We start from the raw sequence: 20759 nt of genomic DNA, 5'->3' as shown, positions 1-20759 counted from the left end.
ATGATCTTTCCAGGATCCCGATACGCGGCCACAGAGGTGGTCGAGCTGACCGTACCGGACGGCGTGCGCCGCCGGTCGCTGGCCGGGCGGCGCATCCCGCGTACGCCCGGCGTGCTGGAGTACGTGGTGCTGGACGGCGAGCGGCTGGACACCCTGGCCGCCCGCTTCTACGGCGACCCGCGCAAGTACTGGCTGATCCTCGACGCCAACCCCGAGGAACTCGACCCGCTGGAACTGCTGCGCCCCGGGCGCCGGATCCAGATCCCGCGCGACCGGACAGGGCCGAGATGATCACCGAGATCGCGCGGGTGCGCATCGACGGGAAGCCCCAGGACGACCTGGTGCCCGACATCGTGGAGATCGGCGTGAACGAGTCGGTCGACGAGGCCGACGTGATCAGGCTCCGGCTCGCCGTCACCCGGAAGCTGGACGGCACCTGGACCTATCTCGACGACCCACGCTTCGCCCTGTGGCGGCGGCTGACCGTCGAGGCCGGGTACGCGCCCGCCGCCGAGGTCCTGTTCGACGGCTACCTCACGCACACCGCGGTGAATTTCCTCCTTGAGGAGGACCCCTACCTGGAGGTGTCCGGCATGGACGCGACCGCGCTGATGAACCTGGGCGAACGGCGGCGCCCCTGGCCGAACAAGACCGACCACGAGATCGCCCGGATCGTGTTCGGCTCGTACGGCCTGAGCACCGAGGTGGAGGACACCCTCGTGCAGCAGACCGAGACGAACGCCGTCACGATGCAGAACGAGAGCGACATCCAGTTCCTGCGGCGGCTGGCACACCGCAACGGCTTCGAGTGCCGGGTGCGCGGCGGCGTCGGCCTGTTCCGCGGCCCCAACCTCGGCGGCCCGCCGCAGAAGCTGCTCGCGATGGGCTACGGCCCGGAGGCGAACCTCGCCTCGCTCACGATCCGGGTGGACGGCACACCGGGCTTCGAGCCGCAGATGCGCCGGATCGACCCCTTCAGCAAGCGGGAGGACACCAAGGCGCTGCGCGACCTGCCCGAGCGCCGCCTCGGCAAGGACGCCCTCCGCGACCTGCGGGCCGGCCTGCCGGGCGGCGACTTCCTGATGACCCGGCGGGCCCCCGCCTCCCCGGCCGAGATGGAGGCGTGGCTGCGCGCCGCGCACCGGCCCGCCGGGCGGTTCGCCACCGCGCACGGGGAGATCGACTCCCGGGCGTACCGGGCCATGCTGCGGCCCGGCCGCCCGGTCGCGATCAAGGCGGCCGGCGAGCGGCACAGCGGGCTGTACTACGTCTCCCGGGTGGGGCACACGTTCACCGTCGACGGCTACACGCAGGTGTTCGAGGCGTACCGGAACGCCCTCGGCGTGACCGGCGCGGAGGACTTCGCCCCGCCCGCGGCGCCCGAACCGATCCCGCCCGGCGGGGACGCCGGAGGCATCCGTCCCGACGGGAACCGCGTGCTGCCCGCCCGCCAGGTGGACACCCTGCTGCCGGGAGGACGGCGATGACCGGCCGCCGGCCCCGCATCGACTACGTCACCAAGGACTACGAGGGCTTCAAGCAGGGGATGCTCAACCAGATCCCGCTGCTGCTGCCCGACTGGACCGACCGCGGCGAGGCCGACTTCGGCGTCGTGCTCGTCGAGCTGGTCGCCTACGTTGCCGACATCCTCGCCTACTACCAGGACCGGGTCGCGAACGAGGGCTTCCTGGCCACCGCCACCCAGCGGCGGTCGGTCACCGAGCTGCTGCGGCTGATCGGGTACCAGCTCGACCCGGGCCTCGCCGCCTCGGCCGTCATCCACGTGGACGCCTCGGCAGACGTCGACGTCGCGCCCGAGCAGCTGCCGTTCCAGATCAGGACGGCGGGGCGGCCCGGCGAGGCGGACGTCACCTTCGAGGTGACCCGCCCGTTCTCGCTGCGGACGGCGAACAACCAGATCGCGCTCGCGGGCGGCGCGTCGCTGCCGGTCGGCGCGACGACTGCCGAGGTCCCCGCGGGCGGGCACCGGCTCGCCGCGGGGGACGTCGTCTACCTGGAGGAGCGGACCGCGCAGCCGGACGGTGCCGTGCGGCCGCGCCGGTCGCCGCCGCTCACCGTGACCGGCGTGGGGCGGCAGGCGGACGGGAACGACGAGGTGGCCTGGCTGCCGCCGCTGCCGACCTCGTTCGACCCGGCCGCGACCAGGCTGCGCGGCAACAACGTGACCGCGACGCACGGCGTGACGGTCGACGGCGAGGCCGCCGGCCAGCCGGTGTACATCGCGGACGGCACGCCGGGGCAGCGGTTCGCGCTGGCCCGCACCCCGGTGACCCACCTGCTGCGCACCGAGGAGACCCGCCGCCGCAGGTCCCAGCCCGAGCTGGAGGTGCGCGTGGACGGCGCGCCGTGGCAGCAGGTCGAGAGCCTGTTCGCCAGCGGCCCGGCGGACCTGCACTACACCACCGAGATCGACGAGAACGACGTGATGACCGTGGTGTTCGGCACCGGCGCGCGGGGCAGCGTGCCGTCCGCCGGGGCCGAGGTGCGGGCCAAGTACCGGGTCGGCCTCGGCGTGGCCGGCAACGTCGGCCCGGACGTGCTGACCGTCCCCACCGCGCTGGCGGCGGCCGCGGCGGTGACCAACCCGTTCCCGGCCGAGGGCGGCGCGGACCGCGAGTCGGCCGACGAGGCGAAGATCGCGGGCCCTGGATCGGTGATCGCGCAGGAGCGCGCGGTCACGCTGGAGGACTACGAACTGCTCGCGGAGGGCGTGGCGGGCGTCGGCAAGGCGAAGGCCCGGGTCGGGCTGCGCGGCGGCTACAAGGTCGTCCAGGTCGTCGTCGCGCCGGAGAACCCGCAGACGGTGCCACCGCCGCCGCCCGCGGACGACCTGCGGGAGACGGTCGCGCGGCACCTCGAATCCCGCATGCCGGTGAACCGGATGGCCGGGGTCGAGGTGCTCGACCCGTCGTACGTGCCCGTCGACATCACGGTCGAGGTGCACCTGACCGCCGACGCGAGCCAGACCCAGGTGATCGACCAGGTGCGGGCGCTGGTCGCCGGGCTGCTGGCGTTCCCGGCTCAGGACTTCGGGCAGCCGGTGCGCGCGGGCGACGTCTTCTCGGCGCTGTTCCCGGTCCCCGGCGTGCGGTTCGTGCAGCTGCCCCGGTTCGAGCGCCGCGACCGGCCGTCCGCCGGCGGCGTCGGCGCGCTGGCCGACATCCCGATCGGGGAGGGCGAGCTCGCGTTCGCGGGCTCGATCCTCGTCGTGCCGTTCGGAGGCGTCCGATGACGATCGACGCCGACCTGCTGATGGCCAACCTTCCCGGCCTCTACCGGGACAAGGACGCCTCCGGCGACCTGCTGCGGTTCCTCACGATCCTGGCCGGGCCGCTCGGCGAGCTGCACGCCTCGATCACCCAGCTCCGCGACGACCAGACCGTGGTGGCCTGCCGCGCGCCGTTCATCCCGCTCATCGGCGCGCTGGTCGGCACCGAGGTGGACACCACCCTGCCCGAGCGGGCGCAGCGCGACGAGGTGCTCGACGCGCTCAGCGGCTACCGGCGCAAGGGCACCTTCGACCTGGTCCAGCGGACCGCCGAGTCGCTCACCGGCTGGCGGGTGCGGCTCGTCGACTTCTCCGCCCGCGTCGCCGCGGTCCCGGACGTGGCCTCGCTGCGCCCCGGTACGGCCGGGATCGTCACCGCGCCGGTGGCGGACCCGGCCGCGCTGGCCGGGCTCGGCCGCGCCGACGACGTGGTGCCCACCGTCCTCGATGTGCGCGCGCCGCTCGCCGTCACCGATGCGGCCGGCCGCGCCCATTTCGACAACCTGGGGCTGTTCGCGACCCCCGCCCGGGTCGCCGCCGACCGCCGCCCCGCCGAGCTCGGGGGCGGGGACGGCCGGCTCACCTTCGACGACCGTCCGGTCGCCCCTGGGGACACCCAGGGCGTGCGGCTGCAGCTCCTGGACGGGATCGACGGCACGCCGCTCACGAGGTCCAAGCTGGACGGCGCGGTGCCGCGGTTCGCGGGCACGCCGCGCGGGTTCGCGATCCGGATCGGCGGCGTGGACGTCACCGACCCGGCGTTCCGCCCCGCCGTACGGGTCCTCGCGGCCGACCTGACCGACTTCGCCGCCCCGCGCCGCCCTGGCGGCGGCCCGCTGACGCCTGCCCCGACCGACATCGCGGTGGACCCGCAGCTCGGCCGGATCCTGCTCGACCCGGCCGCTCTGGGCGTCTCGGCGCAGGCCGTTCGGGTCGACCATCTGACCGCGCCCGCCGTCCGGGCGGCCGGCGTCACGGCCGGACCGGCGCGCGCCGACACGCCCGCCGTGCGCAGTCTCACGGTGGACGGCTTCCCCGCGGAGCTGGTCGACGCGCTCGACGGCACGCCCGTGCGGGCGGCGCTCCGCCTCGGCGTGCCGCTCGCCGCCTTCCACGGCACCGACCGCGGCTGGCGGATCGCCCGCAACGGCGCCGACGTGACGGCCCAGCTCACCCCGCTTCTGGCCGACCTCGACCGGCTCGACCTGGCCGTCGCCCCCGGCAACCTGGCCATCGACCCCGTCCGCGGCCTGCTGGCCTTCCCGCAGGGCTTCGTCACCGCCGCCGACACGGTGACCGCCGTCTTCTCCCACCCCGGCCGGGCGGCGCAGGCCCGCCTGTTCGACAGCCTCGCCCAGCGCCTGCCCAAGATCGTCCCCGCCGGCGTGACGCCGGTCGTGATCGACACCCGCCACGCCAGAGCCGACCTGAAAGGCACCCCATGACCCGCGCCATATCCCGGGAGAGCTTCGACGAGCTCAAGAACTATCTGGGCGTCTACCTCCAGCAGGGCCGCCCCGTGCTGGACGCCGACTGGAACGAGAACCAGGACATCGCCGTCGCGGCCGCCCGCCGTCTCGGCCGCGACACGCACGGCGACGGCAGCCCGGACACCGGCTACTCGATCGTGCCCGTCATCATGCCGGACCTCGACCAGCTTACCGAGGTCAGCCTGAGCACGATCCTGGATTCCTTCCTGGGCTCGTGGCGCTTCTCCTTCAACTTCCCCGGCGACCTCCTGGACGACTTCGAGCAGGCCGCCGGCTTCACGCTGTCGTCGCCGCAGGGCACGCTGCGGATCGCCCACGACCGCCCGTTCCGGGGACAGGGGTTCCTTCGTCTGTCCGGCCACCCCGGGACCGTCACCATCCGCAAGACCCTGTCGGGGACCGTCGACCTGTCCGCGTCGGACGTCGCCACCTTCTGGTACCGGCGCAACCGCAAGACGGCGAGCGTGCTCAAGTTCTTCATCGAGGACGACGCGAACGGCAAGACCGTGTGGCCGATCTCGACCCCCTCCACGCTCCCGGCGGACACGTGGGCGGGCGGCCTGGTCTCCCCGCTGGACCTCCGATTCCACATCCTGAACCAGACCCTGCGCAACGCCGTGGTGAACGAATTCTCCTTCGAGTCCCTGTACGTCGCCGGCGGAACACCCCCCTTCACCTGGACGACCACGGGGACGCTGCCACCCGGCACGCATGTCGGGTCCACCCCACAGACCGACAGGCAGATCGACTTTCAGGGCACCCCGAGTCAGGCCGGGACGTTCACGTTCACCGTCAAGGCCACGGACTCCGCCAACCGGACGGCGACCAGGCAACTCACCCTCGTGGTGCAGGCGCAGGGGCCGGAGCGCGGGCGGACGACGCCGTCGGAGGGCCAGCTGCAGAGTCTCTCCCCTTTCGAGACGCCCACCGGCACACCGGCGAACCCCGCTCGCGTGCGCGCCTACGGGTTCGAGGTCCCCCAGGAATCGGGGACACCGCTGATCTGGGACTTCGACGACCTGCGGTTGGGCGGCACGGCCAGGCAGCGCGCGCAGGCCGCCAACAACTTCGTCATCCGGGGCTCGGAGCTGTCCATGATCCCGGCAGACGTGGGGCTGTACACCAAGTTCGCGCAGTCATTCGGCGTCGCCGATCCCACCACCGTCCCTTTCCTCCAGTCCCTGATCGAGCTGCTGGCCGGCATCGACCAGTCCGTCCCTGACCCGGTGAGCGCCGCGCGGATGCACGTGTCCGGTCTCACGCCCCTCCAGATCGCCGACACGCTGTACTCCCGGCAGGCGGACCCGAACGACCCGCCGCTCACCCCGCCGGCGGGCGGGCCGGGCGCCCAGGCCCGCAAGGACACCGTCTACCTCGACGTGTGGACCGAGCCGGTGACGTACGTCGACGACCCGGACATCCGGGAGGTCGCCCTCGGCGGTCCCGACACGACGACCCGCTCCCGGATCCGGCAGCGGGTCCGGGTCGCGCAGGGCGGGAGCATGCCGTCCGGCGACGGGCGCGGGGGCGGCACGCTGGCCACGGAGGGCAGCTACACCGCCCAGGCCAACCGGCTGTACCTGGTGGAGATCGACGGCGGCGGCGACATCGGCGCGGCGACGTTCCGCTGGTCGCAGGACAACGCGTCGACGATCCAGCGGGTGATCCAGCCCGTGCCGCCCGGGTCCACGCAGGTCGTGGTGGAGGACGCGACCGCGTTCCAGAAGGGCGACCGGATCCTGATCCGCAAGGAGTTCGGCGCGGAGGAGCACCAGGTCGCGTCGGTCGTGGGCAACGTGATCGGGCTCGCTCAGGCCACCGGCAGCCAGCTCGGCGCCCTCCCGGCCGCCGGGCGGGTCGCCGGATTCACCACGTTCGCCCTCGCCGACCGCCCGACAGTGCAGCGCTGGAACGCGTTCCGGGTGCCGATCCCCGCCGACGCGGCCGATCCGGCACTGTCGGCGGCCGTGCCCCTCAACGACGGCGTCGTGGCCCGCTTCGGCGGGCACGGCATGCGGCCGGGCGACTACTGGAACTTCCGTACCCGGTTCCTGGCCGGCGACGACGCGTCCGGCCTCGACCCCCTCACCCGGATCGAGCAGCTCGCCTTCCAGCGGCCGCGCGGCACCGTGCACCACTACGTCCCGCTGGCGACGCTCACCCGCGACCCCGCCGACCCCGAGCCGGACCTGATCACGATGATCGCGGACCTGCGCCCCCGGGCCGGCAACACGCACGCCGTGAACCTGCGGCCGTCGGACGTCACCGTGACCGGTTCGGCCGACGCCCTGCTCGCGTCCACGCGCCTGCCCTCCGTGTCCCCCGGCAGCAAGCTGATGGTGTTCTGGTCGGGCGACGTCTTCTTCCACGCGTCGGTCATCGGCTCTCTCCGCATCAAGGTCGCCTACTACAACGACTTCATGACCGACCCGATCGCCGACCCGGAGACCGGTCTCGTCTTCGAGGACACCCGGTCCATCACCCTGTCGGACCGCCAAACCGGGGTGGCGACGCCGTTCACGTTCGTGTTCGCCGGTGTCGAAACCGTCTTCCAATCTCTGGCCAGCCAGTTCACCCCCACGTCCGCGCAGATCATCGCCACTGTGACGACGAACACGTCGATCGACATCAGCGCGATGAACATCACCGTCATGGAACTCAAGAAGAGCACGGAGCTGATCAATGATCTCTGAGACCGACCGCGGCCGGGTCGCCCGGCTGCTCGCGCGGCCGGCCCGGTCAGGCGAGAATGGGCGGCACGTCGAGCGGCTGCCGCTGCCCGTGCCGGTACGCGGGCGGGGCGAGCCCGGGGGCGTCCCGCTGGAAGCGATCCTGGCCGCCGCGCAGGAGGTCTCCCCGACGGTGACCGGACTGGCGGTCAGCGGCGGTGAGGTGACCGTGACGCACCGGGAGCGCCCGCCGGAGGCGGAGCGGGAGCGGCTGCGCGGGCTGCTCGGCGACCCGGAGCGGCTGCTCGCGCTGAGCCCGCCGTCCGCCGCCGCGCAGCCGTCCGGGAACGAACTGCTCGCCGTCCTGCGGGATGAGGCGACCCCGGACGCCGAGTGGATGCGGCTGTTCCGGCGGTGGGCGGTGGCCGAGCTGATCGACCGGGGCGGGGGCGCGTAGTGGCCGCCGCACCGCCGTCCGCGGCCGACCTGTCCGGATCCGACCTGGGCGACGGGCGGGTACGGCTGAGCTGGACCTTCCCCGGCGATCCCGCCGTCCAGGGGATCGTGTTCGACGTCTACTCGGGCACCGACCCGCTCGACCCGTTCCGCGCCCGCAGTCTCGCCGGACTCGGCGGGACGACGGCGACGCTCGGCGGCTTCGACCGGGGAGGCGACTTCTTCTTCACGGTCGTCGCCCGGCACGGCGACGCGACCGCGCTGCCGTCCCGGATGCTGCGGCTGGCCGTCCGGCCGGTGACCGCGGCGGTGACGCTGGTCCGGGCCGAGCCGACAGGACGGCCGGCCGGGCTCGGCTTCCCGTTCGGGATCACCGCGAGCGGGGCCGTCTCGGCGCAGCAGGGCGACCGGCTGCTGCACGGCAAGGTCCTGCAACTGCTGTTCACCGCGCCGGGGGAGCGGGTCAACCTGCCCGAGTACGGCACCGGCCTGCGGGACCTGGTGTTCGACCCGAACAACGAGATCCTCGCCGCGACCACCGAGTTCTCCGTGGCACGGGCGCTGCGCCGCTTCCTCGGCGACCAGATGGAGGTCCAGAGCGTCCAGGTCACGGCCGGTGGGGCCGAGCTGACCGTCGACATCGTCTACCTGCGCACCTCGGACCTGAACACCGAGCGGCTCCGGGTGGGCGTCCCGATACCCAGATGACGATTTTCGAGGTGAGGTGAGGATGGACGACCGGATGGCCCGCCACATGGAGGACAGCGGGCGCAGGTACTGGGGGAAGTACCGCGGCTTCGTGGAGGACCGGAACGACCCGGAGAAGCTCGGCAGGCTCAGGGTCCGCGTGCCCGACCTGCTGGGCGACGCGGTGACCGGGTGGGCGTGGCCGGTGACCCCGTACGGCGGGGCCGGCGTCGGGCTGTTCGCGCTGCCCAAGAAGGACGACATCGTGTGGGTCGAGTTCGTGGCGGGGGACCTGTCCGAGCCGCTGTGGTCGGGCTGCGCGTGGGCCAAGCCGGGCGGGCGCGGCGAGCTGCCGCAGGAGGCCCTGGACGGGTACCCGGACGCGGTCGTGCTCAGGACCGCGTCCGGCCACGCGATCGTGCTGTCGGACGCCAAGGGCCGCGAACTGATCACCGTACGGGCCTCCAACGGAGCCCAGGTGGTCCTCGACCCGGCCGCCGACCGGATCACCGTCAAGGCAGGCGAGGTCGTCGTGCGTGGCGCGGGCGGCGAGGTCGAGGAGCTGGCCACCAAGTCGTTCGTGAAGGACGTCTTCGACCTCCACCAGCACGCCACCGGCGTCGGCCCCTCATCGACCCCGACCCCGACCTCCACCCCCGAGTCCCTGACCACCGTCCTCAAGGCGGAGTGACATGCCTCTCGACGCCAAGGCCCTGGGCGACGACCTCACCGCGCTCTTCGAGGGACGGAAAGGGTTTCCGGAATCGACGGCCGACGCCGCGAAGGCCTGGGCGAAGATCTACCGGGACTACGCGGCGAACGGTCGCGCCGGTACGGCGGCTCCGCTCGCCACCGGGCTGGACACGGCGGAGACGAACCTCGCGAAAGCCCTCGACCCGATCTTCACGGCGGCGCGCGGCGGCGCGGCGAAGACGTTCGCGACCGACCTGGACGCGGCGTTCGTCGCGTTCTGGTTCACCCCGCCGGTCCAGTTCGCCGCGCCGCCCGTCACAGGGGCCGTCACGGCGGCGCCGCCCGGCGTGCTCGGTCCCGCGCTCGCCACGGTGTTCACCGCCGGGGCCGCGGCGGGGAGCTCGGCGGCGGACCAGGCCAAGGCGGTGGCCGCCGCGATCGACACCTGGACCCGAACCGTCATCGTCACCATCACCCCGCCGGTCCCCCCTTCACCGGTCCCCTTGACCTGACCGACGACCAAGACGAGCGACACACGACCAAGACGAGCGAAACCGAGGAGCGAGCCGGATGCCCGGGAAGCAGAGAGCCGCGACAACCGTGGCCGAGCCGCCGAAGACCGACTCCGCGGCGCCCTCCAAGGTGTCCGAGCCGGCGCATCCGGTCGCGGAGGCGCAGGGCACCGACGGCAACCGCGCCGTCGCCGCGGCGCTCCAGCAGGATGCGGCGCCCGCGCCGGCCCAGCGGGTCACGGCCCCGGCGAAGCCCCTGGCCGACCGGCAGGTGCGGGCGATCGTGCTGAGGAAGGCCGAGATGGTCCTCGAATACCGGCTGGGCGACGGCAGCACGCACAAGGTGGCCGTGATCTCCTACGCCGACTTCCCGCCGGGCGTCTACATCGCGCGCCCGCTCCACGGCAGCGCCCTTCGCTGGGCGTACCCCCCGCACCTCAAGGCGTATGTGGACGAGACGGGCCGTAACTATGCCGTCCTGCTCAACCGGGCCGACCACGCGAGCAATCCCGGCACGTTCGAAGGAGTGGGCACGTTCGACTTCGCGGTGATCGGCAGGCGCGCCCTTCCGCAGGGCGCCTGGGAACCCGATGCGGCCGCGCTGTTCAACACCGCGGAGATCCGCCGCTACCTCGCCCTGCGCGGCAGCCGGGCCGGACGGCTGCCGACCCGCGGGCAGCCGGACGAGCTGCCGCCCGAGCAGGTCGCCGCCATGAGCCGGTTCCGCGACCAGCTCTCGCGGCTCACCGAGACCGACTGGGCGGCGTTCGCCCGCGAGGGCCCCGCGACCGGCCCGGTGGGAACATGGGTCGACGCGCAGCAACAGCTTGAGCGGTACATGGAGAGCCCCGAGCGCGAGCGCATCCTCAAGGCCGAGGACGAACGCGAGGACCGGATCCTGGCGGCGCGCGCCGCGATCGACCTGAACAAGCAGGCCGCCGCCATAGACAGGCTCAAGGGCACCGGGAAGCTGTACGACGCGATCGTCGACTACGAGTTCACCACCAGCGACAACTCTCCCGCGTGGCGCGAGGCGGAGGTCATCCAGACGTTGTACGAGCAGCTGGACGCCGCCCGCTTCCGCACCATCGCCGAGTTCGACGCCGCGGCGCTCGAGCTGCGCACGATGGTGCAGCGCCAGGCCGTCCTGCGCGCCCTGCTCAGCCTGAAGGAGGGCGAGCGGGTCCTCCGGACCGAGCTGCAGCGCTACCGGAACCGCAACGAGGTCAACAGGCTCGCCGGGGCGATGCTGAACCTGACCGAGGATCCCGACACGGCCGACGCCATCAAGGTCCGCACGGAGTACCCGATCCTGCGCAACACGGTTGTGTACAAGGGGGCGAAGGCGTCGAAGTATCCGGAGAACCTCGAAGAGATGCTGTTGCAGAACATCGAGGCGCAGTTCCGTAACGTCGCGAAGGGCCGGGAGGCGCTGCACAAGGACCCCAAGGTCGTCTTCAACTTCGACATCGTGATCGGTGAGACGCTGGAAGGGATGGGGCTGCCGCCGGACTCGGTGCAGGCGCAGCTCATCCGCGCCCGGCGCGGCGCGGACAAGCCCTCGATCCTGGACGTCCTCAAGCCGATCCTGATGGTGCTCTGCTTCGCGGCCGGGCCGCTCGGCTGGGTCGCGTACGCGGCGAACCTGGCCGCGCTCGGCATCGCGGTGTACGAGGCGCATGAGAAGGAAGGTCAGAAAGACCTGGTCAGGTCGGTCGCTCACGCCGGAGAGCAGCTCGCGTCCGAGCCGCGCATCCACGGCGTCATGGAGGCGATCGGCAGCTTCCTGGAGCCGCTCGGCATCGCCACCGGCATTCTCGGCGTGTTCCAGCTGCCCAAGGTCCATACGCCGGACCTCCCGGCACCGGGGATCAGGGCGCCGGAGGCCCAGGCACCGGAGATCCGGGCACCGCGGACGCACACGCCGGAGCCTGCCGTCCCCGCCCGGACCGGACCTCACGCTGAGCCGGCGCATCCCGGCCCTGCCACGGAGACACCACCCGTGACCGCGCCGGCCGAGGCGCCGCCCACGATCCCGCCCGCGGAGACGCCGCCCACGGCCCCGCTTGCCGAGGCGACGCCCACGCGCCCTGCCGGGCCCGCCGCACCAGCCGGTCGGCCCGCCGGATCGACGGGCAGCATGGGGGCGGCCAGCGTGCACGACGAGTCGTTCATGGGGAACCGGATCTACAACGACACGATCAGCACGCCGGGGGTCCCGAAGGGACCGGCGGGCGCCCGCAGACCCGTGAACGGCCAGCGCGCGCTCGACGACTCCTTCCCGGTCCAGTCCGGCAATCCGGACCCGTCGGCCCCGGTCGAGCGCATCGGCGTCGATGTGGAGCACCAGGAGCTGGTCGTGCTGACCCGCGTCGGCCAGCGGGTCCAGGGCGGGCAGGTCGTGGGCGGCGTCTACCGCGGCAGGGTCGCCTCGTGGGACGAGCTGACACCGGAGATGCGGAAGGTGCTGACGGCCGAGAAAGTGCGCGTGGACCCGTCCGGCAAGATCACGGTGCCGGAGATGTGGGCGGGCCTGGACCCGGCCGTGGCACGTCGCGTCGAGTTCGTCCCCGGCCTTGAGCGGGCCGCCGACCTGGCCAGACCGGCGAAGATCAAGCCGCCCCAAGGCGCGGGGGCCGCCTCCGCGGCACCGGCCGGGACGTTCACGATCGACGCGCCCGCCGGACTGACGGCAGCGGAGAAGGCGAGCGGCCTGCCGATCCTGCGGGAGGTGAAGGTCAAGGGGCCGAACGGAACCTCGGGAATCGTCGAACGCTCCTGGAACCCGAAGACCGGCACCTGGAGCCACGCCCACGCCAGGTTCGACCCCGACCTCCCGCGCTGGGTCGACACCGATCCGCCGCTCGTGCCGGGCCGGGGGACGCCGCTGGAGACGTACCTGACGCTGGGGTTGATGAACTGGTTCAAGAAGCAGGGCCTCGCCATCGCGGGGGAGCGGGTGGTGGTCATCGAGGGCGTCTCCAACCTGCCCTCGATCGCCCAGCTCGCGCGGGCCAAGATGTACGGGATCCCGGTGGAGCGGGCGCTGCGGCTGACCAAGACCGTCCAGAACGCCGAGAACTCGATCGTGCAGTCCGGCGGCCGGATCACCGGAGTGCAGCTCATCGACAACGGCTTGACGATGCCCTGGAAACACGTCGCGGGTGAGGCCGAACGCGCGGCTCTGCTCAGGGACTTCGACCTGGAGCTGCCACTGAACACCCCGGTGACGCGCAACTACGACGTCGTGCTGACCGTCGAGCCCGCGGTCCCGAAGGCCCCGTCCGGCGGCGCCGCGCCGGTGGCGCCGACGAGCGGCGGCGGAACCGGGGGCGGCGGCGTGACCGGGGCCGGAGGCGGGGGCGGTGCGGGCAAGGCCACCGGCAAGGTCGAAGGCCTCCAGGAGAGCGCCGTTCCCCGGAACCGCACCACCGAGAGCAAGACCTGGGAGCAGAGAAGGCGCGACGTCACCATCGAGGGGCCGACCTGGAGGGAGGAATACGGCGACGCCGAGAACGTCCCAGCCATTGTCCGAGCCGTCCCGCGCCGGAGGGGGGAGCTGCCCAGGACGACCGGAAGGCTGGACGTCACCTGGAGCCGGGACAGCAAGACTCTGGTCATCGAGAACGTGCGGCTGGAGGACACTCCTACCTGGATAGGGAACAACCCGCAGCTCATACGGGGCAAAGGCGTGCCGCTGTCGACGTATCTCCAGCTGTGGGCCAGGAACTGGCTGAAGGCGAAAGCGGGCGCCGACTTCGCCATGCCCCACACCGTGCTCATCTACAAAGTCGAAGAGGCGGTCACCGTCGCGCAGCTGGCCCGGGCCGCGGCGCGCAAGACAGCTCCGGAGGTCGCGCTGCCGGGGACCAAGATGTACCAGTTCGCCGAGACCGCGATCGTTCAGAGCGGTGGGCGGATCGAATCGTTCAGGCTCTCCTCTGAGGGTGTGGAGACGACCTGGGGGAAGTTCGCCAAGCCGGAAGACATCAGGAGGGTCAGCGAGCACCCGGATTTCCTGCACGACATGCCGGCCCCGGATCTGCCCGTCCGCCGCAGTTTCGACATAGAGCTGACCGTCGCGCCGGCCACCCTCCCGGAGCCTCCCGCCCAGAAGCCGCCCGTCGCACCCTGAGTGCTCGCCTGAGGATGCCGATCTTGGCTGGGTTGCGGAGGCAACCTGGCGGACGCCTCCGGGCAGCCGCGCCCGGCTGCGTGGGAAACTGCTGGGGTGACCGCACGACGTATCGCCTACCAGGGCGAGCCCGGCTCCAACTCCCACATGGTGTGCAAACACCACTACCCCGACTGGCATACGGTGCCGTGCGCGTCTTTCGAGGACGTGTTCGCGGTGGTGGAGAACGGCGAGGCCGAGCTGGCGATGATCCCGATCGACAACTCGATCGCCGGCCGGGTCGCCGACATCCACCACTTCCTGCCGACCTCGGACCTGTACATCATCGGCGAGCACTTCCTGCGCATCCAGTTCAACCTGATGGCGCCGCCGGGCGCGACCCTGGACACGATCAAGACCGTGCACAGCCACGTGCACGCCCTCGGCCAGTGCCGCCGGATCATCCGCGAGCACGACCTGGTGCCGGTGATCGCCGGTGACACCGCCGGCGCCGCGCGTGAGGTGGCCGAGGCGGACGACCTGACCCAGGCGGCGATTGCGCCGCCGCTCGCGGCGGAGATCTACGGCCTGCACATCCTCGCCCGCGACGTCGAGGACGAGGAGCACAACACCACCCGCTTCGTGGTACTCAGCCCGGACTTCCTGCAGGCACCGCGCGGGGAGGGCCCGGTGGTCACCTCGTTCGTCTTCAACGTCCGCAACCTGCCGGCCGCGCTCTACAAAGCGCTCGGCGGGTTCGCGACCAACGGCATCAACATGACCAAGCTGGAGAGCTACATGGTCGGCGGCCATTTCGCGGCCACTCAGTTCCTCGCCGAAGTCGACGGGCACCCCGAGGATCCCGGCTTGAAGAACGCGCTGGAGGAGTTGGCGTTCTTCACCACGGACGTGAAGATCCTCGGGGTTTACCCGGCCGATCCGTTCCGCGCCGACTGAGCCTCGAGCGGCCGAGGCACGCGGCTCATCGAGGGCGGGCGACACATCCCTTCGTCGCGGGGTCCGCCGCCCACCCGAAGGCCGCCTCATCATGGGGCTCGCGAGGCGATCCAGCCGGCCGCGCCCACAGCTGCACCGGGTCAACCGCTCCTGGCGGCGCGGGGCTCGCGCACGCCGCGCGAAGCCCTCATATGGCCATGACCTGGCCGGATGTAATCATCGGCAGGCGCAGATCCCTGACAATGGTCATATTTGCACGATCATCGCAAATCCATCGATGCATATCCGAACACGGAGGCGCTCTTACTCACAGTTGACTATGGTGACTTAACGGGAATACTGGTTGTCCGAATTGGCCATCGTTCCACCGAACCAAGGATGCCCATGTCGCTTGGCCCCGCGATGCCTCAGGCAGTTCCGCACCAGGTTCGCAGCCGTGCCGGCGACCCCGCCTCCGCCCGCGCCTCGCTGATCGCGCTGGTGGAGCACATCCGAGAGCTGGTGCTGTCATGACCATGCGCTACATGCCCGACGCCGGCCGCCTGTACGGATCGCAGTATGCCAGGGACCCGCAGGCCGTCTATGCGGACCTACGCCGGCGGCACGGCGCTGTCGCGCCCGTGGAGATCGCCCCCGGCATCAACGCCCACCTGGTGATCGGATACGGGGCCGCTCTGGAGGTGCTCACCAACGTCGGCGGCCTGTGGAGCAAGAACCCCAGCGCCTGGCAGGCGCGGCTCCCTGACACCCCGGAGGTCGCGGGCGCGCTCGCCATGCTTGGTTACCGGCCCACCGCGCTGTTCACCGACGGGGCCGAGCACGCCCGCTACCGGAAGGTGATCTCCGACTGCTTCCAGCTGGTCCAGCCGCACAAGCTGCGCCGGATGGTGACCGAGGTTTCCGACTCTCTCATCGCCCGGTTCGCCGCGAAGGGCGAGGCCGACCTGGCCACCGATTTCGCCCGGCCCATCCCGGTGCGCGTCTTCAACCTGCTCTTCGGGCGGCCGGACTCCGACAGCGTCGAATTGAGCGAGGCTCTGTCGGCCATGATGGAGGCGACCGGCGAGGCGGGCGCGCGGGGCAGCGACGCGTTCAGCCGCTACATGAATGAGCTGGTCCAGGCCAAGTACGCCCAGCGGGGCGACGACCTCACGTCCTGGATCATCGACCATCCGGCCGGTCTGCAGAACGAAGAGCTGACGCAGGCGATCGTGCTCGTGGTGGCCGCCAGCTTCGACCCCATGGCCAACCTGATCTCCAACACGATCTCCCGGATGGTCAGCGACGACCGCTACTACAGCTCCCTCACCAACGGCGCGCTCAGCACGTACGACGCCCTGATGGAAGCCCTGCGCGCCGAACCCGCCATAGCCAACTTCGGCCCGTACTTCGTACGCCAGCCCGTGCACTTCCACGGCACCTGGATCCAGCCGGCCGAGCTGGTCCTCGTCTCCTACGCCGCGGCCAACACCGAGCCCACCGGCATACCGGAGGAGATGCGCTCCGACGGCGGCGCGTATCTCGGCTTCGGTGCCGGGCCGCACCGCTGCCCGGCCAGTGACCCGGCCGTGCTCATCGCCATGACGGCGATCGAGCGCCTGACCTCTCACCTGTGTGACCTCGAACTCACCGTGCCGCGGGAGGAACTGCCCTGGCGGCCCGGCCCGTTCCACCGATCGCTGGAGCGGCTGCCGGTGCGCTTCACCCCCATCCGCCCGGATCAGCCAGGAGATTCGCCTTGGGCGGCGCACTCCCCGTCGGCGCCGACCTCCCCGGCGGGGCCGGCCGGCTACGCGACCTCGGGCCCCTGGTCTTCATAGAGCTCGTGGGAGGCGTGCCGGCCCAGGGTCGGCCGCACATGGGGGCGGCGGTGCATCAGCGGGAGCTTCAGCCCCGCGCGGATCAGCAGCGGGGCTGGGTGGCGGGGCCGGCGGTGATGCACATTCGTGCTCGGGACGGTCACACGGCGGCGACGTCGAGCTCTTTGTTCTTCATGTCTGGGCCGGGCATGATCCGGCCCATGGCCGACCCGATCACCGGCGCCTGCATGAGGCGGAGCATCACGGTGCGCATGATCTGCTCCTTGCGGTCGTGCGGGGTGAAGAGCGTACGCATGACCAGTGCGTTGTTCTGCTCCGCGTGGATGAACGGCCGCATCCGGGCCTCCCACTCCCGCAGCGCGCCGGAAAGGTCTCCGGGGTGGCGCAGCAGCATGGTGCCCAGCAGTTCGCCTCCGGCGATGGCATTGGAGGCTCCCATGCCCGCGTACAAGGTCACGCACCAGGCGGCATCGCCGACAAGGACGACCCGGCCATGCTGCCAGCGCGGCATCTTGACCTGGTGCACAGAGTCGAACAGGTACTGGGGGGCCTGCTCGAACCGGGTGAACAAGTTCTCCAGCAGAGGGCCGGCGGGCTGCGGGCCGAAGGCGGCGCGGATGGACTCGATCGCCGGACGCGAGAACTCGGCGTTGACGTCGTCGGTGCGATAGGAGAACAGCAGGCTCGGGGCGTGGCGGTGGAAAGGGAAGGTCCATGCTGAGCGTCCAGGCTCGGCGAGGGCCAGGCCCTCATGCAGGCCGAAGCCCTCGATCGGCGCATCCAGCGCGGTGACGCCGATCATGTAGTTCAACGCATGCAGGTAGTCCTCGCTGCCGAAGGCCAGCTTGCGCACGGTTGAGCGCATCCCGTCGGCGCCTACTACCAAGTCGAAGCGCTCGGTGACGGTGGCCCCTGAGGCGAGGTCGTGCAGGGTGACCTCTGCCGCGGAGTCGTCCTGGGTGATGCGGGTGGGCACGGTGGAGTAGCGGATCTCCACGTCGGCCGGTAAGGCGGAGAACAGTCCCTGTTCTATGTCGCCACGCAGCAACTGCCGGGGTTTGGTGACCAGGTTGGGGAGATCGCCAGGAGCCATGCCGGGAGCGCGGCGCCCAGCCCGGTTCACCTCGTAGACGGCGAGCTGCGGATGGGTGCGGTCGCCGATCGCCTCCAGCACGCCCAGTCGCCGCGCGGAGGCGATGCCGGTGCCGAACAGCACAATGAAGTATCCGCTTGAGCGGCGCGCGGCCGCCCGCTCAACCAGCACCGGCTCCCAGCCCACCTGCCGTAACCGCACCGCGGTGGCGATGCCCGCGATCCCGAGCCCGACTACCAGCGCGCGGCCACACGCGGCGGGGTCCTTCATGATGACTCCCCTCCTGATCATGATGCGATCACCATACCGAACCAGTCGACCACATTGGGTTATAACGGACAGTCGGTAAGGGGCAATGGAGCCTGGTCTTCTCGCAGGCGGCCAGGGTATGCGGGGAGGCTCGTCCGAAGGCGACCGTCCGCACGGCCCGCGCCTCTGTCGGTCGCGGCCTGTCGGTGCGTCGGTGGCCGCGTCGAGAGACAGGCCCGAGGCCGTTGGGGCTGTGATCGCTCGGAGCTCTGCTGAGCAAATGGCCGTCTTATGTCCGGTAGATGCCCTGGTTCGTCCAAGGCCCGACACTCACAATCGTGCCGTGAACCTCCAGCGAATGATCCGGTTTTTACACATCACAGCCCTCTCGTTATCGATGGCTGTCTCCTCGGTCGTGCTCTGGGCAGGGGCGACGCCGGCCCATGCGGTGAGGGGCGGGAGTCCGGTCGCCGACGGCACATGGGGGTTCGTGGCGAAGGTGAGCGTCGGTGAGACGCACGGATGCACTGGAGCCTTGGTCAGCCCGCAATGGGTGATCACCGCCACCAGTTGCTTCGCCTCCCAAGGGCAGTCCGTCACGAGCGGAGCGCCGACGACGGCGACGACGGTGACGGTCGGCAGGACGGATCTGTCCGGTACGAGCGGGCGGGTGCTGCCCGTGGAATGGATCCACCCGCACCGCGACCGGGACGTCGTGCTGGTCAAGCTGGCGCTGCGGGCAGTCGGCATCACGCCTGCCGTGGTCGGCTCCGCCGTTCCTGCCGCAGGGGACGCGCTGCAGGTCGTGGGCTATGGACGAACGGCTGAGCAGTGGGCGCCCAACCGGGTGCATGCCGCGCCGGTCGTGGCGGGGGCCGTGGCCGCCGGCTCGTTCGGCTGGACCGGAGCGAACGGCAGTGACGTGAGCGCCTGTCAGGGGGACGCGGGCGCGCCGGTGCTGCGTACGAGCGGGGGCCGCGCGGAGCTCGTCGGGCTCAGCTCCGGCGCGGGCCAGGGGGGCTGCCTCGGTGCGGCCGAGGACGGGGCGCGCGGCGGCGACGCGGTGCGGGTGGACGACCTGGCGAACTGGGTCCGTACGGTCGCGATCGAGCCCACCACGTCCTTCACCCAGTACGGATCCAGTCTGAGCGGGATCGGTGGTTATGACCTGAAGGACGACCGTGATCAGGTCGTGGCGTTCGACTACGAGCATTCGGGCAAGATGGATCATCTGGTGCTCTACCGTCCGGGCTCGCAGATCATCTTCATCGTCAAGCGGAACGCGGACGGCACCTACGCTCCGGTCTATTCCTCCACCTCTGGCATCGGTGGCTATGACCTGAAAGACAACCGGGACCGCATCATCGCCTTCGATTACACGGGTTCGGGTAAGCGGGATCATCTACTGCTCTACCGTCCGGGCGGGCAGACGGCCTGGGTTCTCCAGCATGGCGCGGGCAACACGTTCAGTGCCGTGTTCCACAGCTCGGCCGGCATCGGCGGTTATGACCTGACCAGCGCCGATGACCAGATCATCGCCTTCGACTACGAGCACTCGGGGAAACTGGATCATCTGCTCCTCTACCGGCCGGGGACCGGGATGGCCCACATTCTCCGGCACAACGGTGGTGCCACGTTCACGCCGGTCTTCGCCACGGCCGATGGTGGGATCGGTGGCTACAACCTGAAAGACGCCGGGGACCGCATCATCGCCTTCGATTACGCGAGTTCGGGTAAGCCGGATCATCTGGTGCTCTACCGTCCGGGCGGGCAGACGGCCTGGGTTCTCGAGCATGGCGCGGGCAACACGTTCAGTGCCGTCTTCAACAGCGCGGCCGGCATCGGCGGTTATGACCTCAAGAGCACGGCGGATCAGATCATCGCCTTCGACTACGAGCATTCGGGGAAGCTGGATCATCTGCTGCTTTACCGTCCGGGCGGAAAGACGGCCTGGATTCTGCAACACGGCGCGGGCAATTCGTTCACGGCGGTGTTCCACAGTTCGACCGGTATCGGTGGTTATGACCTGGCGTTGGCGAAGGACCGCATCATCGCCTTCGACTACAGGAGTACAGGCGGGCAGAGCCAACTGTTCCTCTACCGGCCAGGCGACCAGATCACCTATTTCGTGGGACGAGCGTTCCCGCCTGTACGAGTGGTTCCGGTCACCGTGTCGCCCGTCATCGGCCCGGACTCCATTGTGGAGAGATTCGTCTACCCCGCGCACTTCCGGCACGAGTTCGCGGGCACCTCCGGTCAGACTGACTGGGGCACGGAAAAGGCCGAGGAGAAGAACTTCGAGCTGCTCTCCGGGAACGGCGGGATCATCTGGGTCTCGTGCACCGCGTCCCCGGAGAACGGGGTCGGCGTGATCAAAGTGTTCCCGGGCCTGCTGAACGGCCAAACCGAGGTCGGCGAGCCGCACCTCGGTGTGACAGCGGTGTGCTTCAAGGTCCTCGGACCCACGGGATACGTGAAGCTTCGCATCCCGAACGTCTACGAGGTCCAGGGAGACAGCCGTTCACCGGGGGCCGGCCACGACGTGGACGCGACAGTTGTGAACGTGACGTCCGGCGCGGAGCGGACCAAGCGCGTCGAGCGGGACGAGAGCGAGCAGTTCGGACGTACAGATACCACATGTGACGAGAGTCACCCGGATTATCCCGACAACTGCAGAGAGACCCTCCTGGAACTGCGGGTCGTCAACTGAGGACGGGACGGCCGGCCGGC

The 20759-nt window shown here is 70.9% G+C and carries 15 protein-coding genes; 14 read left to right on the top strand and 1 reads right to left on the bottom strand.

Annotation, left to right across the window (positions count from 1 at the left end):
* From ACIBQ1_RS24120 to ACIBQ1_RS24060, 13 genes are all read left to right on the top strand, one after another.
* Positions 1-291: a LysM peptidoglycan-binding domain-containing protein gene (locus tag ACIBQ1_RS24120; RefSeq protein ID WP_397280766.1), complete on the top strand. Its 291-nt coding sequence runs from the start codon at positions 1-3 to the stop codon at positions 289-291.
* Positions 288-1487 (top strand): phage late control D family protein, encoded by a 1200-nt coding sequence (locus tag ACIBQ1_RS24115; RefSeq protein ID WP_397280764.1) that lies wholly within the window; start codon positions 288-290, stop codon positions 1485-1487. The genes ACIBQ1_RS24120 and ACIBQ1_RS24115 overlap by 4 nt, the downstream gene beginning before the upstream one ends.
* Positions 1484-3253: a putative baseplate assembly protein gene (locus ACIBQ1_RS24110; RefSeq protein ID WP_397280762.1), complete on the top strand. Its 1770-nt coding sequence runs from the start codon at positions 1484-1486 to the stop codon at positions 3251-3253. The genes ACIBQ1_RS24115 and ACIBQ1_RS24110 overlap by 4 nt, the downstream gene beginning before the upstream one ends.
* Positions 3250-4734, top strand: a complete 1485-nt coding sequence (locus ACIBQ1_RS24105; protein WP_397280760.1) for a hypothetical protein — start codon at positions 3250-3252, stop codon at positions 4732-4734. Before ACIBQ1_RS24110 ends, ACIBQ1_RS24105 begins: the two co-directional genes overlap by 4 nt.
* Positions 4731-7472, top strand: a complete 2742-nt coding sequence (locus ACIBQ1_RS24100) for a putative Ig domain-containing protein (protein ID WP_397280758.1) — start codon at positions 4731-4733, stop codon at positions 7470-7472. The genes ACIBQ1_RS24105 and ACIBQ1_RS24100 overlap by 4 nt, the downstream gene beginning before the upstream one ends.
* Positions 7462-7905 carry a hypothetical protein gene (locus ACIBQ1_RS24095; RefSeq protein ID WP_397280756.1) on the top strand — a complete coding sequence of 148 codons (444 nt, stop codon included), beginning with the start codon at positions 7462-7464 and terminating at the stop codon, positions 7903-7905. The genes ACIBQ1_RS24100 and ACIBQ1_RS24095 overlap by 11 nt, the downstream gene beginning before the upstream one ends.
* Entirely contained in the window at positions 7905-8612 is a 708-nt protein-coding gene (locus tag ACIBQ1_RS24090; protein WP_397280754.1) for a GPW/gp25 family protein, read from the top strand. The genes ACIBQ1_RS24095 and ACIBQ1_RS24090 overlap by 1 nt, the downstream gene beginning before the upstream one ends.
* A 22-nt stretch (positions 8613-8634) precedes the next feature.
* On the top strand, positions 8635-9282 hold the full coding sequence (locus ACIBQ1_RS24085; RefSeq protein WP_397280752.1) for a phage baseplate assembly protein V: 648 nt from the start codon (positions 8635-8637) through the stop codon (positions 9280-9282).
* A 1-nt stretch (position 9283) separates the two neighbouring features.
* Entirely contained in the window at positions 9284-9796 is a 513-nt protein-coding gene (locus ACIBQ1_RS24080) for a hypothetical protein (protein WP_397280750.1), read from the top strand.
* Positions 9797-9854: 58 nt separating this feature from the next.
* Positions 9855-13931 (top strand): hypothetical protein, encoded by a 4077-nt coding sequence (locus ACIBQ1_RS24075; protein ID WP_397280748.1) that lies wholly within the window; start codon positions 9855-9857, stop codon positions 13929-13931.
* A 96-nt stretch (positions 13932-14027) separates the two neighbouring features.
* Positions 14028-14867, top strand: coding sequence for a prephenate dehydratase (locus tag ACIBQ1_RS24070; protein ID WP_397280746.1), 840 nt, complete (start codon positions 14028-14030; stop codon positions 14865-14867).
* A 384-nt stretch (positions 14868-15251) separates the two neighbouring features.
* Positions 15252-15380 (top strand): hypothetical protein, encoded by a 129-nt coding sequence (locus ACIBQ1_RS24065; RefSeq protein WP_397280745.1) that lies wholly within the window; start codon positions 15252-15254, stop codon positions 15378-15380.
* Complete coding sequence (locus ACIBQ1_RS24060; RefSeq protein WP_397280743.1) at positions 15377-16687, top strand: cytochrome P450; 1311 nt, start codon at positions 15377-15379, stop codon at positions 16685-16687. Before ACIBQ1_RS24065 ends, ACIBQ1_RS24060 begins: the two co-directional genes overlap by 4 nt.
* 139 nt (positions 16688-16826) lie before the next feature.
* Here ACIBQ1_RS24060 and ACIBQ1_RS24055 read toward each other — a convergent pair whose 3' ends face one another.
* Positions 16827-18071: an FAD-dependent monooxygenase gene (locus ACIBQ1_RS24055; protein WP_397280741.1), complete on the bottom strand. Its 1245-nt coding sequence runs from the start codon at positions 18069-18071 to the stop codon at positions 16827-16829.
* Positions 18072-18372: 301 nt separating this feature from the next.
* Between ACIBQ1_RS24055 and ACIBQ1_RS24050 the strand changes: the two genes are divergently transcribed.
* Positions 18373-20739: a S1 family peptidase gene (locus tag ACIBQ1_RS24050; RefSeq protein WP_397280739.1), complete on the top strand. Its 2367-nt coding sequence runs from the start codon at positions 18373-18375 to the stop codon at positions 20737-20739.
* The last annotated feature ends 20 nt before the right edge of the window (positions 20740-20759 follow it).

This window comes from Nonomuraea sp. NPDC050153 (assembly GCF_044460125.1).
GTDB lineage: Bacteria > Actinomycetota > Actinomycetes > Streptosporangiales > Streptosporangiaceae > Nonomuraea.
Note: the sequence above shows the minus strand (reverse complement) of the source record. Positions and strands in the feature narration are given on the sequence as shown.

What these genes read in the sequence shown, in the direction of transcription:
- ACIBQ1_RS24120 (WP_397280766.1), top strand. Translation starts at nt 1, where the DNA reads ATGATCTTTCCAGGATCCCGATACGCGGCCACAGAGGTGGTCGAGCTG.
- ACIBQ1_RS24115 (WP_397280764.1), top strand. Translation starts at nt 288, where the DNA reads ATGATCACCGAGATCGCGCGGGTGCGCATCGACGGGAAGCCCCAGGAC.
- ACIBQ1_RS24110 (WP_397280762.1), top strand. Translation starts at nt 1,484, where the DNA reads ATGACCGGCCGCCGGCCCCGCATCGACTACGTCACCAAGGACTACGAG.
- ACIBQ1_RS24105 (WP_397280760.1), top strand. Translation starts at nt 3,250, where the DNA reads ATGACGATCGACGCCGACCTGCTGATGGCCAACCTTCCCGGCCTCTAC.
- ACIBQ1_RS24100 (WP_397280758.1), top strand. Translation starts at nt 4,731, where the DNA reads ATGACCCGCGCCATATCCCGGGAGAGCTTCGACGAGCTCAAGAACTAT.
- ACIBQ1_RS24095 (WP_397280756.1), top strand. Translation starts at nt 7,462, where the DNA reads ATGATCTCTGAGACCGACCGCGGCCGGGTCGCCCGGCTGCTCGCGCGG.
- ACIBQ1_RS24085 (WP_397280752.1), top strand. Translation starts at nt 8,635, where the DNA reads ATGGACGACCGGATGGCCCGCCACATGGAGGACAGCGGGCGCAGGTAC.
- ACIBQ1_RS24080 (WP_397280750.1), top strand. Translation starts at nt 9,284, where the DNA reads ATGCCTCTCGACGCCAAGGCCCTGGGCGACGACCTCACCGCGCTCTTC.
- ACIBQ1_RS24075 (WP_397280748.1), top strand. Translation starts at nt 9,855, where the DNA reads ATGCCCGGGAAGCAGAGAGCCGCGACAACCGTGGCCGAGCCGCCGAAG.
- ACIBQ1_RS24065 (WP_397280745.1), top strand. Translation starts at nt 15,252, where the DNA reads ATGTCGCTTGGCCCCGCGATGCCTCAGGCAGTTCCGCACCAGGTTCGC.
- ACIBQ1_RS24060 (WP_397280743.1), top strand. Translation starts at nt 15,377, where the DNA reads ATGACCATGCGCTACATGCCCGACGCCGGCCGCCTGTACGGATCGCAG.
- ACIBQ1_RS24055 (WP_397280741.1), bottom strand. Translation starts at nt 18,071, where the DNA reads ATGATCAGGAGGGGAGTCATCATGAAGGACCCCGCCGCGTGTGGCCGC.